Source organism: Roseobacter weihaiensis (genome assembly GCF_020622345.1).
Lineage (GTDB): Bacteria > Pseudomonadota > Alphaproteobacteria > Rhodobacterales > Rhodobacteraceae > Roseobacter > Roseobacter weihaiensis.
The window spans coordinates 1-13,506 of the sequence record NZ_JACNMO010000016.1; the positions used below are offsets into that span (position 1 = coordinate 1).

Consider the following 13,506-nt stretch of genomic DNA (forward strand, 5'->3'; position numbering starts at 1 on the left):
CTACAACACGCAAAGACCACACACATCGCTTGGCGGGCTGGCTCCGACCGTCTTCGCCAATCTCAACCGTGCCACCCGGCCTGCTTCGCTTGAGCTCCGCAAAGGCTCCGCTCAGCAGGCCTTGACCACAACCAAATCAACAGAAAGAAACAGGAACGGCTTCTACACCTGATCGGCCCGGATCAGGGAGCTGGGTCGCTGTGAACACGACCAGCACCGGTTTCATCGTCACGCCCGGACGAAAAGATCGACTGATGGAGACCATCCGCACTTTTGGCTGGGATGATAACTGGGAGACAGTTAAAAAGCGCTTCCGGAAAGAACTCCGCCCCAACAATTCCGGCTGATCGGGAAGGCCGGAAGAGGTTTCAACGCTTGCGCTTTCATATGCAATTCGCTCACGGACTTCATTAACGGCGCCAGCACCTTGAGCGTGAACTGAAGACAAGAACAATGAAGGCCCTACCGAATTATCAGAAGTGATATGCGAACCTTGCTATTTCAGGTGACGATTGCGGGAGAGTCACATTGTGTAGCGATGATCAGCACGAAGCTGCTGAGGTCGTTTGGACGCCTCGCTCGCCAGTACCACTGTCGTTTTCCCGAACCGGTCTGAAGGGTATTTTCAGCAAAGAGGTCAGCCGCGATCTTCTGGCGCGATTGCGGTGCAAGGGTTTGATTGCCAGCGGATTTCTGGCCAGTGAGCATATGCTGCGACGCGCTTATCGCGGAGATCGGGCATGAATCGCGTCAGTTCTCAATTGAACCGGAGCGATATCGGCCAGCTCTGCGGCTTGTCAATCGCGACCGGTGAACACTTTCTCACGCTGTTTTATCCACTTCGATGCCACCTCCGCAAACAGCCCTCGGAGGTCGCGACATGAACGTGAGTAACGGCGGTACCGACGCCCCGCACATAGGATCACATCAGGCGGAAACCTGCGATGTTTGAAAGGATTGCGTCGCGTGACAGGTCTCCGGAAACTGACAGGATACCAAAGCTGCAAGCTGGAATAGAAGAATGCAACAGTCCCGTGCTGAGTCAGCATCTGGGCACAGCGGTCGACTTGGAAATCACTTATAATCTCTGTTTCGGGCCGAAATCTCTGGCTCTGAGAAACCATTCTAAAAATGCAGGACGGCCATGCAATTTGCGCTATTGTGCAGGTGCCGCATGTTCTTATGTATCGCGCAGATCAAAGACGATTCACGACGCAGTGTAAGGAGCGCGCCATGTCCTTGTTTGATAACATCCGTGAATTCCTCGCCCGCCGTGCGCTGGAACGGAAAACCTATGCTGAACTCTCTGCGATCACCGATGACGAGCTTCTGGATCTCAACCTCAGCCACGCAAAGCTCGCGGAGCTGTCACGTCGCCAGGCGGCCACAATCTGATCCTCCGGGGCACGATGGCCCACAGGCTTCAGCGGCACTTTAGCCCAGACGTCTTGGGGCGCTTTCGGCCAGCGATGCTGCTGCAGCATCCGCCAATCGTTGAGCGGCAACCCCGTCTTCGATGCCGGGGGTGGGGCCAACGCCCTTGGTCAGTGCGGTGACAAAGGCGGTCATTTCCGCAAGGTAGGCTGCCTCATACCGCTCTAGAAAGAAATGCTGATTGGGGGAGGTCACGAATCCCTCTGCGCTTGCTTGGGTCACAAGATGCTCAAGCTGATTGGCGGCTTGCAGCATGCCGTTTGCACCGTGCACTTCGATGCGCTGATCATAGCCGTAGGTCGCCCGGCGCGAATTGTTGATCTGGCAGAGCTTGCCGGACGCGGTCTTGAGCGTCACCGCAGCGGTATCGATGTCACCGGCGACGCCGATTTCGGGATCGACAAGGCAGGACCCCCATGCAAAGAGCTCAACAGGCTCTTCCCCAAGCACAAACCGTGCCATATCAAAATCATGGATTGTCATGTCGCGAAACAGGCCCCCGGATTGTTCGACGTAGGACAGCGGCGGCGGGGCAGGGTCGCGCGACGTAATCAGCACCAGTTCGACCTCTCCGATCACCCCCTCTGCCACCTGGGCCTGAAGCTGGGCAAAATGCGGATCGAACCGGCGGTTAAAACCCGTCATAAAGGGCACGCCGGCGGCTTTGACCGCGGCCATGCATTCCGCCGCGCGGTCTGACGACAAATCGATCGGCTTTTCGCAGAAAATGGCTTTGCCCGCCTGTGCCAGGGCGTGGATTTGCGCATAATGCAGGCTGGTTGGTGTCGCGACAATCACCGCGTCGGTATCCGCGGCCGCGATGATTTCGGACGCCTCCCGCACCACGGCGCCAGAGGTCTCAGCCAGGGCTTGCGCCGCGGCGGGCAGGGCGTCGGCCACGGCAGTCAGCCGGGCGTCGGGCATCCGGGCGATGCTGCGGGCGTGAACCTGACCGATGCGCCCGCAGCCCAGTAATCCGATAGAGATCATGGTTTTGTCCTTTATAGAGCCTTATTCCGGGCCGAGGGTGCGCAAGGCGGCGCGCGCTGCCGTGACAAGCTGCGGCTCCACCGCGCTGAGGATTTGGACGCGATCAAAGCGCTCAGGGTCTTGCGCGAGGGCGGCGCGCAGAGCGGTGCCGAAAGCCATGCGCAATTCGGTCCCGATGTTGAACTTGCAAATCCTTGACCCCCGCGCGAGTGCCCGGCGTTGCGCCAGAGGCACGCCCGACCCGCCGTGGATGACCAGCGGAATATCCGTGACCGCTTCGATGGCGCGGATACGGGCCTCGTCCAGCCCGCCTTCATGGTTCTGCTGCAAATGGACGTTTCCGACCGAGATCGCCATGGCATCCACACCGCTGTCGCGCGCAAAGGCTGCGGCGTCCTCCGGCTCCGTGCCTTCTGACGTTTCGCCGTCAGAATAGCCGACGAAACCGATCTCGCCCTCACAGGAGATCCCGGCGCGATGGGCCATCTCCGCGATCTGGGCGGTTTGGGCGATGTTTTCAGCCAAGGGCAGGCGCGAGCCGTCAAACATCAGCGAGGTAAAGCCGCTGTCGAGCGCCTCGCGGCACTCCTCAAGGGTATACCCGTGATCCAGATGCGCCACCACGGGGACAGATACGCTCTCGGCCAAGGTGCGGAACATCTTGCCCAGAACCGGCAGGGGGGTGTGCTTGCGGCAGCTTGGACCCGCCTGAAGGATCACAGGCAACCCCTCCGCCTCGGCGGCCAGCGCATAGGCGCGCATGTCCTCCCAGCCGAGACAGACAAGCCCGCCGACGGCAAAATGCCTTGTTAGAGCCTGATCCAGCACGTCTTTCAGCGTCGCAAGCGTCATTTGAACTTGGCTACCATATCCATGATGCCGGGGATTGTATGGAGCTGTTCGGCATGTGTGGGTTGGAAGTATTGTTTCAGGCTGCGCTGGCTGAGCCCGCCAAGGATGGTGAAATAGTACATTTCATAGCCTGGCAGCACACAGCAGGGGTGATAGCCCTTGTCGATGCAAATCGTAGAGCCATCGACGATGTGATAGGCATCACCCGGTTCGGTTTCTGTCCGCTGGAGCATCTGCACCCCTGAGCCATAGTTCGGCTTGAAGCGGAAATTATAGGTCTCATCATGGCGTGTCTCTTCGGGCAGACGGTCGGTATCGTGCTTGTGGCTGGGAAAGCCCGACCATCCGCCCGCGCCCACGGTGAAAAGCTCTGACACCAGCAGGCGCCCCACGCGATCATGCTGGTTGGCGCCCAGGACGTGTTTGATTTTGCGATGGGTTTTGGTGTCGTCAGAGCCATATTGCACCAGATCGATCTCATCGGCGCGCACTGCGAAGGGCTCTAGCACCTCATCGTATTTTGCGCCTGCGATGAACACTTCGGCCTTGTCGGACAGGCAGGTAAAGCGCGCCTCGACCGCTGTGGGCACATAGACGCCTTCGGGTTCGCCGTCCCAAACGTCGACGCCGCGCCCGCCAAGCTGTTTCGCCTCAAAGCTGCCGACAGTCACATCCAGCAAGCCTGTCGCCGGGGCGATGCAGGTCTCAAACCCCGGCACGGCGTAGCCAAAGCTCTCGCCTTTCTTCAGCTTGACGATGTTGAAGTAGTTCAGCGGTACCAGCGCATCACCCACATCGACGATGGGTTTGTTCTGGTTGTCAAAGGGGGGGATATGCATTTGGGGTCATCCTTCCGTCGGGTTGGGATTTTCCGCCAGAAACGCGGAGAGGTGAGCGTGATCGGGCATCGCAGGCGCGCAGCCCGGTTTAGAGACGACAATCGCTGCGCAGGCAGAGCCGCGCAGCACCGCATCACGCAGGGCCAGGCCTTCGGCAATACCGGACAGCAGCCCCGCCATGAAACTATCGCCGGCCCCGTTGGGTTTGATCGCATCGACCGGATAGATCCCGGTGTGGATTTGCTGGTCTCCGGCAAAGGTGATCGCGCCTTTTTCGCCCATCTTGTAGATCACGATCCGGGCGTCCTTTTCCGCCAGCGATTGAGCCTTCTCCAGGCTCTTGGACATGTCACCCGCCATGAAGCCGAACTCTTCATCATTGCCGACAATCATGTCGCTGGCCGCCCCCGCACGGGACAGAACATCGGCGGCGATCTCCGCAGAAGGCCAGGAGTAGGGTCTGTAGTCGATGTCGAAGATCACTGGCAGCCCGGCGGCCTTGGCCGCCTCGAAACCGGCGAAGGTGGCTGTGCGCGAGGGCTCTGCCGCAAAGACGGTGCCTGCCGTGACCAACGCGCCGAAGGGCGACAGATCGACCGCGCCGATATCCTCCACCGTCACCTCAAAGTCGGCCGCCCCGTTGCGATAGATGACATTCTGGAAATTCTCGATCCGGCTTTCGTAGATCGCCAGCGAGTTGCGGAATTCACCGCTGACGGCGCGCACATATCGCGTGTCCACGCCGTAGTGCTTCAATCTGTTGAGGCAAAAGCGCCCCACCGCGTCATCAGACACGGAGGTGACCAGCGAGGCCGCACAGCCAAGCTTGCACAGACCGACCCCGATATTTGCGGAGGAGCCGCCCAGATCGGCGTGAAAGACCTCTGCCTCTTCGCTTTTCACGCCGGGAGGGTGGGCAAACATATCCATGCCCGCCCGCCCCAGAATGACAAAGCTCTTTTGTCTGATCCCGGTCAAAAGCCTTTGTGTAGAGACGTTTTCCATCAGACCCCCCGGCGCTGCTTGGCGCGGCTGGCCTCGATCTCGGCGTGTTTTGCGCGCACGGAGGCGTGGTCGGACACTTCCGGCGTGCCGACCTCCCACCAGGTGTGGCCTTGCGTGGTCCAGCCCTCGTAGGCGTCCACAGTCATCACGATGACAGAGGTCTTATCTGCCGCTTTCGCCGCTTTGAACGCCTCGGCCAGCCCGTCGGCGGTATCGACCCGCACCGCATGCGCGCCCATGGACGCCGCATGGGCGACAAAATCCACCGCAAAGGCGTCGGGCACGGTGGGGGTATCCACGATCAGATTGTTGAAGCTTTCATTGCCGGTGTTGTTCTGCAACTTGTTGATGACGGCAAAACCGCCGTTGTCGAGCACCAGAAGGATCATCTTTTTACGCGTCAGCACGGAGGAATAGATGTCGGAATTCATCAGCAGGTACGACCCGTCCCCGCAGAAGACGATGGTGTCGGCCTCGGGTTCCACCTCGGACTGCGCGATGCGCGCGCCCCAGCCGCCTGCGATCTCGTAGCCCATGCAGGAAAACCCGAACTCCACATCCACGGTGCCGATGTCCAAGGTGCGCCAGTTCGCTGTCATCTCCGCCGGCAACCCGCCCGCAGCGGCGACCACGCGGTCGCGCGTGTCGCAGAGGGCGTTGACCACGCCGATGGCCTGCGCGTAGGAGTTGGGGCGGTTTCCCGGTTTGACGTTTTCAGCGACATAGGCGGCCCATTTCCCGCGCTCGCCCTGGGCATAGGCTGTCCAGGAGGCCGGTACCCGGTAATCGCCAAGCGCCGCGCCCAACGCCTCAACGCCAAGCTTGGCGTCGCCGACCACGGGCAGGGACATATGCTTGCCCGCATCGTGGCGTGCCGCGTTGAGCGAGATGATCCGCGCCTCCTTGGCAAAGGCCGTCCAGCTGCCGGTGGTGAAATCCTGCAATCGGCAGCCCACGGACAGAATCACATCGGCGGCTTCGGCGACCGCGTTGGCGCTGTCGGACCCTGTTACCCCCACCGGACCGATGTTGAGCGGATGGGTGTCATGCAGGTTTGCGCGCCCGGCAATCGTCTCCAACACAGGGATATTATGTGCTTCGGCAAAACCCGTCATCTCTGCTACGGCACGGGAGTATTGCACGCCACCGCCCGCGATGATGACCGGGCGCTTCGCCGCTTTCAGCGCCAGGGCGGCGTCGGCGATTTCAATTGCATCGGGGGTCTGGCGCCGGATGCGGTGGGTTTTCTCGTCGAAAAGGGCGACCGGGTAGTCATAGGCCCAGCCTTGGACGTCCTGCGGCAGACTGATAAAGGCGGGCCCGCAATCGGCGGGGTCCAGCAGGGTCGCCAGGGCCGCGGGCAGCGACTGAATGACCTGCGCGGGGTGGGTGATCCGGTCCCAATAGCGCGAGACCGGGCGGAAGGCGTCATTCAGCCCGTAGGCCGGATTGCCAAAGTGTTCGAGCTGTTGCAGCACCGGATCCGGCAGGCGGGTCAGAAAGGTATCCCCGCAGAGCATCAGCATCGGCAGGCGGTTGGCATGGGCCAGTGCTGCGGCCGTCAGCAGATTCGCGGTGCCGGGTCCGGCCGAGGCGGTGCAGAACATGAACCGCTGGCGCAGGTGGTACTTGGCATAGGCGGCGGCGGCAAAGCCCATGCTTTGCTCGTTCTGGCCGCGATAGAGCGGCAGGGTGTCGCGCATGTCATAAAGCGCTTCGCCCAGACAGGTGACGTTGCCATGCCCGAAAATACCAAAACCGCCACCGCACACCCGCTGCCGCACCCCGCCTACGTCAATGAATTGCGCATTCAGATAACGGATGATCGCCTGTGCCGTGGTCAGGCGAAGTGTCTGGTCGGTCATTGTCGGCCCCCCTCCTCGAATGCGACAGATATCGGGTCAAAACAGATTGGCGCTTGACCTGATCCGTCTTTTATAGATACCCGTGTTGCAACCGGTTGCAATATCTTTTTTGGGGACAGTCATGGCCGATATCGGGTTGGGCATCATCGGCGGTGGCTACATGGGCAAGGCGCATGCGGTGGCCTATCGGGCGGTGGGGGCCGTCTTTGAGACACGCCTCCGGCCCCGGCTGGAGATGGTTGCGGCCGCCTCCGATGCCTCTGCCGAAAGATATGCGGGCGCTTTCGGGTTTTCCCGCAGTACCGGCGATTGGCGCAGGCTGGTGGAGGACCCCAGGGTGGAGGCGATCGTGATCGCTTCACCGCCCGAGACCCATCTGGAGATCACCCGCATGGCGGCCGATCTGGGCAAGCCGGTTTTCTGCGAAAAGCCGCTTGGGGCGTCATTGCAGGATGCGCAAGAGATGGTCAAACTGGCCGAGGACGCAGGCATTGTGAACATGATCGGGTTCAATTACATCCGCACGCCCGCCTCGCAATTTGCCCGTCAACTCATCTGTGAGGGCACAATCGGTGAGATCACTTGGTTTCGGGGCGAGCATACCGAAGATTTCTATGCCGACCCAAAAGCCCCCTTGACCTGGCGCGCGACCGGCGATGCCAATGGCTGCATGGGGGATCTGGCCCCGCATATGATCAACGCAGCCCTGGCCCTCATGGGCCCGGTGACCTCCGTCATGGCCGAGATCGAGACGGTACATGAAACCCGGGGTGGCGTGGCCGTGACCAATGACGATCAGGGGCAGATGATGTGCCGGTTTGCCGGGGGGGCGATGGGGCATCTGTTTTTCAGCCGGGTCTCTACCGGGCGCAAGATGGGCTACATCTACGAGGTTACAGGGACCAAAGGCGCGATCCGCTTCAACCAGGAGGATCAGAACGCGGTCTGGCTCTACAAAGCGGAGGGACCCGAGGCGGAGCGCGGCTTTCGGCAGATCCTGACCGGGCCCGCGCATCCTGATTACGCGCCGTTCTGTCAGGGGCCGGGGCATGGCACCGGGTATCAGGATCAGATCATCATCGAGGCGCGCGATTTTCTCGCGGCGATCGAGGCTGGTGCGGCGCGTTGGCCCAGGTTCCGCGACGGGCTTGCGGTCTCGCAGATCGTCGAGGCCGCGCGTCAGTCGCATGCGGCGCGGTCCTGGATCACGCTGTAAGACCCAAAGGGGTGAGGGAGGACACCAAATGACCATCAAAATCGGCAATGCGCCCTGTTCATGGGGGGTCGAGTTCGCGGATGATCCGCGCAACCCCGGCTGGCGCGAGGTGCTGCGCGAAAACGCGGCGGCGGGCTACAAGGGGATCGAACTGGGCCCCGTGGGCTTCATGCCGGAGGACCCGGTTGTCCTGGCGGAGGCACTGGCGGCGCATGATCTGACGCTGATCGGCGGCGTGGTGTTTCGACCCTTCCATGATCCGGATGCCTGGGCCGAGGTTGAGCACGCCGCCCGGCGGACCTGCACCGCGCTCAAGGCACATGGGGCGCAGCATCTCGTTCTGATCGATTCCATCTCGCCGCGCCGCGCGGGGACAGCGGGCCGGGCCGAAGCGGCGGAGCAGATGGACAAGGCGGAATGGGTCGCGTTTCGCGACCGGATCGCGCAGGTCGCCCGGATCGGTACCGAAGAGTACGGGCTGAGCGTGGGCATTCATGCCCACGCGGCAGGCTTCATGGATTTTGAACCCGAGCTGGAGCGCCTGCTGGACGAGGTGGACGAGAGCATTCTCAAGATCTGCTTTGACACCGGCCACCATTCCTATGCGGGCTTTGACCCCGTGGCCTTTATGGAGCGGCACATCGACCGGATCAGCTACATGCACTTCAAGGATATCGACCCGGGGGTCAAAGCCGATGTGATCGCGAAAAACGCAGGCTTCTACGATGCCTGCGGGCAGGGGATCTTTTGCACGCTCGGGGAGGGTGACGTGGATTTTTCACGCGTGCGGCAGATCCTGCTGGACAGCGGCTTCGAGGGCTGGTGCACGGTTGAACAGGACTGCGACCCAACTTTGCCGGACACGGATGCGCTGCGCGATGCCAAGGCCAACCGCGCCTATCTGCAGTCCATCGGATTTTAGGGAGCGGACGATGAAGAAACTGAACTGGGGTATGATTGGTGGCGGTGAAGGCAGCCAGATCGGCCCGGCACATCGTCTGGGCGCGCAGGCGGATGGGAACTTCACGCTGGCGGCGGGCGCGCTCGACGTTGATGCGGAGAGAGGTAGCGCCTATGCGCAAAGCCTTGGTGTTGCCCCTGACCGGGCTTACGCGGACTGGCAGGAGATGCTTGCCGGGGAAGCCGCGCGCCGGGACCGTGTCGATCTGGTGACCGTGGCCACGCCCAATTCCACCCATTTCGAGATCACCAAGGCCTTCCTCGAAGCAGGCTTTAACGTGCTGTGCGAAAAACCCATGACCCTGACTGTGGAGGAGGGCGAAGAGATCGTGCGCGTGGCCCGCGCCAGCGGCAAAATCTGTGCGGTGAACTACTGCTATTCGGCCTATCCGATGGTGCGCGAGATGCGCCAGATGGTGGCCACCGGCCAGCTCGGCAAGGTCCGCCTGATCGTGACCAATTTTAGCCATGGCCATCACGGCGATGCAACCGATGCGGACAATCCGCGGGTGCGGTGGCGTTATGATCCGGCGATGGCGGGCGTGTCCGGCCAGTTCGCCGATTGCGGCATCCATGCGTTGCATATGGCCAGTTTTATCGCGGGCGATGACGTCAGCACCCTGTCGGCTGACTTCGCCTCAACCATTCCCAGCCGGGTGCTGGAGGACGACGCGATGGTGAATTTCCGCATGGCGGGCGGCGCGGTTGGGCGGCTCTGGTCGTCCTCCGTCGCGATCGGTCGGCAGCACGGCTTTGATATTCAGGTCTTTGGCGAAACGGGCGGGCTGCGGTGGGCCTCCGAGCAGCCCAATCAGGTCTATTACACCCCGGTCGGTGGGCGCACGCAGATCATGGAAAAAGGCGAAGCGGGCCTGTCTGACGAGGCCGGGCGCCTCAGCCGTGTGGCCATTGCGCATCCCGAAGGCTTTCCCCTGGCGGTGGCCAATATCTATGTCGATCTGGCGGCGGCGATTCGCGGTGAGGCGCGCGACAGTCTGCCCCTTGCCGAGGATGGGCTGCGGTCCATGGCGGCGGTCTATGCCGCAGTTGCTTCTGCGAAGGAACACGGGGCCTGGGTCGATGCCAGGCCACCGATGTTTCGCTAGGGCAGGGGGCGCAACGTGCCGCGTTCGACAATCTCACAGGCGTAGAGCCGTGCTTCGGGCTGGCGATCCGGATCATCCAGCATCGCCATTACAAGCTCAATGGAGCTGTCGATGATCCGCCGGATGGGCTGGCGGATCGTGGTCAGGTTGATGTTGGGCCAGCGTGACATGTCCATGTCGTTCAGCCCGATGATCCCGATGTCCTCTGGCACATTCAGGCCCCTATCCTGAATGGCGCTCAGCGCGCCGACAGACAGTACGTCATCGCCGCAAAAATAGGCCTCCGCCGGGGTCCGGTCCAGCAAGGCGAGCATCTCCGCCCGTCCGGCATCAAAGGAATAGGCGGTCGCAAAGCTCCGGGTGGCGGTCACATCCGGCACCGCGTCCACCACCTCGGAAAATCCCCGGTGGCGGTCGATGGTCGAGGTGGCCTCCGCCGGGCCGCCCAGAAAGGCGATCCGCCGGTAGCCCCGCGCAATCAGCGTGCGCGCGGCCATGCGTCCGCATTCGATGTTATCGATGCCGACCACATGCACCTTGGGTGCGCTGGCAAAGCGGCCAAAGGAATGCACGACAGGGATCCGCGCGTCCTGAAACGCCAGCGAAAACTCAGGCGCCAGCGTGGACGAAGCCACGACGACCCCGTCCACGGAATACTGTCGCAACAGGCGCAGCGAATGCGCCGGGTCGGTTTCGTCCGTCAGGTTTACCAACAGCGGGCGCAGGCCCTTGTCTTGCAGGCTGCGGGTGAAGAGATCAAAGACTTCCAGAAAAACCGGATTGTGAAAGTTGTTGGAAATCAGCCCGATCAGCTTGGTCCGCCCGGTGGTCAGCGATGAGGCGAGCGCGTTGGGGCTGTAACCCAGCTCATCGGCGGCTTTTTCAACCTTGCGACGGGTCTTGACCGATACCGATGCGCCCGCCGTAAAGGTGCGCGAAACGGCAGAGCGGGACACCCCCGCCCGTGCGGCGACCTCTTTCAGCGTAACAGTCATTTCAGCAGCTCACGTTGACAACTTCGTCCCAGATGACCACACCGGCTGATTTGTTGCAACCGGTTGCAATGTGAATCGACCTGTGCTTAGCTTTCCCGCAGAAGGCGTGCAAGCGACCTTTTCAAAGGCTGTCAAAGTCAATTCTGGGAGGAACAATGAGACATCTGCTAAAATCAACTCTTGCGGCGGCGGCGCTGGCTGTTGCCACACCTGCGCTCGCCACGGATATCATCGTGGTCAGCCACGGACAGGCGAGCGATCCGTTCTGGTCGGTTGTCAAGAACGGCGTGGAAAAGGCGGCGGAAGATACCGGCGCGAACGTTGAATACCGCGCGCCTGAAACCTTCGACATGGTCGCGATGAGCCAGCTCATTGATGCGGCCGTGAACCAGGAGCCGGACGGTATTGTGGTCTCGATCCCGGATGCGGACGCGCTTGGCCCGTCCATTGAAAAAGCGGTTGCCGCGGGCATTCCGGTGATCTCGATGAACTCCGGTTCTGATGTGTCGAAAGGTCTTGGTGCATTGCTGCATGTGGGTCAGGAAGAGTTTGACGCGGGAAAGGCGGCAGGCGAAATGATGGCACAGATGGGCGGCACCAACGCGCTGTGCGTCAACCACGAGGTGGGCAACGTCTCGCTGGATGACCGCTGCGCGGGTTTTGCCGAAGGCTTTGGCGGTGAAGTCACCGTCCTGCCGACAACCAACGATCCCGCCGAGATCGAAGCCAAGGTGAAAGCCTCGCTCGATTCCAACGAAGAGATTGACACGGTGATGGCGCTTGGCGCGTCGCTCGCAGGTGAGCCGGCGGTTGCCGCGGTCAAGGCCGTGGGTGGCGAAGGCAGCATCAATATCGGCTCTTTCGATCTGTCTGCCGGTTTCCTTGAAGCCATCAAGGCGGGCGACGCGGCCTTCGCCATCGACCAGCAGCAGTATCTGCAAGGCTACCTGCCGGTCGCCTTTCTCGCGCTGCATGCGCAATACGGCCTTGTGCCGGGCGGCAACGTGCCTTCGGGTCCAAACCTGATCACGGCTGACAAAGCCGGTCAAGTGGTTGAGCTGTCCGCACAGGGCATTCGCTAGCCACACCTCAAGCGGGGCATCTCGGTGCCCCGCTTTTTTCATTTTTCGGGAGGGGGGAAAATGCCCACAGATGTCGCCATCGACGAGCGCATAAAGGAGGAGTCCTTTTTCTCGCGCATGATGAAACGACCGGAACTGGGGGCTATTGCGGGCGTCATTCTGGTCACCGTGTTTTTCCTCGTCACCGCCGATCCGGCGATGTTCACGCTCGCGGGCTTCATGAACTTCATGTCGCCTGCGGCCCAGTTGGGCATTCTGGCCATCGGGGCGGCGCTGTTGATGGTGGGGGGCGAGTTCGACCTTTCGGTGGGCTCGATGGTGGCCTTTACCGGGCTTTTCTTTGGCGCCTGTGTCGTCACCTTTGGTTTGCCGCTGGCAATCGCCATCCCGGCCACGCTGGTCTTTGCCGCCTGTGTCGGTGCCTTTAACGGGCAGATCGTGCTGGCCACCGGGCTGCCATCCTTCATTGTGACGCTGGCCTTCCTGTTCATCCTGCGCGGCCTGTCGCTTGTGGGCCTGAAATGGGCGACGGATGGCTCCACCCAGTTGCGCGGTGTGCGCGATGCGGTCGAGGGCGACTGGCTTGCGCCGATCTTTTCGGGTGAGGCTTTCCCGGCCCTTTTTACACGCATGGCAGAGGCGGGCATGATCGATACCTTTCGCAACGGTACGCCCAAGGTGCAGGGTATCCCCGTCGAGATCCTGTGGTTCATTGTCATCGCGCTGCTGGCCACCTACGTGCTGCAAAGAACGCCGTTCGGGAACTGGATCTTTGCCTCCGGCGGTGATGCCAATGCGGCGTCCAATTCCGGTGTGCCGGTGCGGCGGGTCAAGCTGATCCTCTTTATGGTCACGGCGTGCTGTGCAGCCCTGGTGGCGATCATCACCGTGCTCGACAGCGGGTCGACCGACGCGCGGCGCGGGTTCCAAAAGGAATTCGAGGCGATCATCGCGGCGGTCATCGGGGGCTGCTTGCTGACGGGCGGCTACGGGTCGGCCATCGGGGCGTTTTTCGGCGCGATCATCTTCGGCATGGTGCTCATCGGCCTGACCTACACAAACATCGACCAGGACTGGTATCTGGTCTTTCTGGGGGGCATGCTGCTGATCGCGGTACTCTTCAACAACATGATCCGCAAACGTGTGACGGGGGAGCGCTGAG

General features: G+C 61.6%; 13 protein-coding genes. 7 read left to right on the plus strand and 6 right to left on the minus strand.

All coding sequences use genetic code 11. The features are described 5' to 3' along the window. Window positions 1-200 precede the first annotated feature (200 nt). On the plus strand, window positions 201-347 hold the full coding sequence (locus H7847_RS16680) for a hypothetical protein (RefSeq protein WP_227270621.1): 147 nt from the start codon (window positions 201-203) through the stop codon (window positions 345-347). 886 nt (window positions 348-1,233) lie between these two features. After that, window positions 1,234-1,395 (plus strand): hypothetical protein, encoded by a 162-nt coding sequence (locus tag H7847_RS16685; protein WP_227270622.1) that lies wholly within the window; start codon window positions 1,234-1,236, stop codon window positions 1,393-1,395. 39 nt (window positions 1,396-1,434) lie between these two features. On the opposite strand, the gene iolG is transcribed toward H7847_RS16685, so the two are convergent. From iolG to iolD, 5 genes are read right to left on the minus strand one after another with little or no spacing between them, the layout of a single operon-like run. After that, window positions 1,435-2,424: an inositol 2-dehydrogenase gene (iolG, locus tag H7847_RS16690; protein WP_227270623.1), complete on the minus strand. Its 990-nt coding sequence runs from the start codon at window positions 2,422-2,424 to the stop codon at window positions 1,435-1,437. 21 nt (window positions 2,425-2,445) lie between these two features. Continuing rightward, window positions 2,446-3,276: a class II fructose-bisphosphate aldolase gene (locus H7847_RS16695; protein WP_227270624.1), complete on the minus strand. Its 831-nt coding sequence runs from the start codon at window positions 3,274-3,276 to the stop codon at window positions 2,446-2,448. Then, window positions 3,273-4,115 (minus strand): 5-deoxy-glucuronate isomerase, encoded by an 843-nt coding sequence (locus H7847_RS16700; RefSeq protein WP_227270625.1) that lies wholly within the window; start codon window positions 4,113-4,115, stop codon window positions 3,273-3,275. Before H7847_RS16700 ends, H7847_RS16695 begins: the two co-directional genes overlap by 4 nt. Window positions 4,116-4,121: 6 nt before the next feature. Then, a complete protein-coding gene (gene iolC, locus H7847_RS16705; RefSeq protein WP_227270626.1) occupies window positions 4,122-5,120 on the minus strand; it encodes a 5-dehydro-2-deoxygluconokinase in 999 nt (332 codons plus the stop codon). After that, window positions 5,120-6,985: a 3D-(3,5/4)-trihydroxycyclohexane-1,2-dione acylhydrolase (decyclizing) gene (gene iolD / locus H7847_RS16710; RefSeq protein ID WP_227270627.1), complete on the minus strand. Its 1,866-nt coding sequence runs from the start codon at window positions 6,983-6,985 to the stop codon at window positions 5,120-5,122. Before iolD ends, iolC begins: the two co-directional genes overlap by 1 nt. 121 nt (window positions 6,986-7,106) lie before the next feature. Here iolD and H7847_RS16715 point away from each other — a divergent pair, with 121 nt between their 5' ends. The 3 genes from H7847_RS16715 to H7847_RS16725 are packed head-to-tail and all read left to right on the plus strand — an operon-like array spanning window position 7,107 to window position 10,267. Further along, window positions 7,107-8,201 (plus strand): Gfo/Idh/MocA family protein, encoded by a 1,095-nt coding sequence (locus H7847_RS16715; RefSeq protein ID WP_227270628.1) that lies wholly within the window; start codon window positions 7,107-7,109, stop codon window positions 8,199-8,201. A 28-nt stretch (window positions 8,202-8,229) separates the two neighbouring features. Then, window positions 8,230-9,123 (plus strand): TIM barrel protein, encoded by an 894-nt coding sequence (locus tag H7847_RS16720; RefSeq protein ID WP_227270629.1) that lies wholly within the window; start codon window positions 8,230-8,232, stop codon window positions 9,121-9,123. A gap of 10 nt (window positions 9,124-9,133) precedes the next feature. Then, the gene (locus tag H7847_RS16725) at window positions 9,134-10,267 is read left to right on the plus strand and encodes a Gfo/Idh/MocA family protein (RefSeq protein WP_227270630.1); all 1,134 of its coding nucleotides are present in this window, start codon (window positions 9,134-9,136) and stop codon (window positions 10,265-10,267) included. Here the strand turns inward: H7847_RS16725 and H7847_RS16730 are convergent. After that, the gene (locus H7847_RS16730) at window positions 10,264-11,262 is read right to left on the minus strand and encodes a LacI family DNA-binding transcriptional regulator (RefSeq protein ID WP_227270631.1); all 999 of its coding nucleotides are present in this window, start codon (window positions 11,260-11,262) and stop codon (window positions 10,264-10,266) included. The genes H7847_RS16725 and H7847_RS16730 overlap by 4 nt on opposite strands. A 155-nt stretch (window positions 11,263-11,417) precedes the next feature. On the opposite strand from H7847_RS16730, the gene H7847_RS16735 reads away from it, so the two are divergent. Both H7847_RS16735 and H7847_RS16740 read left to right on the plus strand, forming a co-directional pair. Then, a complete protein-coding gene (locus H7847_RS16735) occupies window positions 11,418-12,344 on the plus strand; it encodes a sugar ABC transporter substrate-binding protein (protein WP_227270632.1) in 927 nt (308 codons plus the stop codon). A gap of 60 nt (window positions 12,345-12,404) precedes the next feature. Next, window positions 12,405-13,505, plus strand: a complete 1,101-nt coding sequence (locus H7847_RS16740; protein ID WP_227270633.1) for an ABC transporter permease — start codon at window positions 12,405-12,407, stop codon at window positions 13,503-13,505. Window position 13,506 lies beyond the last annotated feature (1 nt).

Coding starts and splice junctions, on each gene's coding strand:
- H7847_RS16740 (WP_227270633.1), top strand. CDS start 12,405: ATGCCCACAGATGTCGCCATCGACGAGCGCATAAAGGAGGAGTCCTTT.
- iolG (WP_227270623.1), bottom strand. CDS start 2,424: ATGATCTCTATCGGATTACTGGGCTGCGGGCGCATCGGTCAGGTTCAC.
- H7847_RS16735 (WP_227270632.1), top strand. CDS start 11,418: ATGAGACATCTGCTAAAATCAACTCTTGCGGCGGCGGCGCTGGCTGTT.
- H7847_RS16725 (WP_227270630.1), top strand. CDS start 9,134: ATGAAGAAACTGAACTGGGGTATGATTGGTGGCGGTGAAGGCAGCCAG.
- iolD (WP_227270627.1), bottom strand. CDS start 6,985: ATGACCGACCAGACACTTCGCCTGACCACGGCACAGGCGATCATCCGT.
- H7847_RS16695 (WP_227270624.1), bottom strand. CDS start 3,276: ATGACGCTTGCGACGCTGAAAGACGTGCTGGATCAGGCTCTAACAAGG.
- iolC (WP_227270626.1), bottom strand. CDS start 5,120: ATGGAAAACGTCTCTACACAAAGGCTTTTGACCGGGATCAGACAAAAG.
- H7847_RS16720 (WP_227270629.1), top strand. CDS start 8,230: ATGACCATCAAAATCGGCAATGCGCCCTGTTCATGGGGGGTCGAGTTC.
- H7847_RS16715 (WP_227270628.1), top strand. CDS start 7,107: ATGGCCGATATCGGGTTGGGCATCATCGGCGGTGGCTACATGGGCAAG.
- H7847_RS16730 (WP_227270631.1), bottom strand. CDS start 11,262: ATGACTGTTACGCTGAAAGAGGTCGCCGCACGGGCGGGGGTGTCCCGC.
- H7847_RS16685 (WP_227270622.1), top strand. CDS start 1,234: ATGTCCTTGTTTGATAACATCCGTGAATTCCTCGCCCGCCGTGCGCTG.
- H7847_RS16700 (WP_227270625.1), bottom strand. CDS start 4,115: ATGCATATCCCCCCCTTTGACAACCAGAACAAACCCATCGTCGATGTG.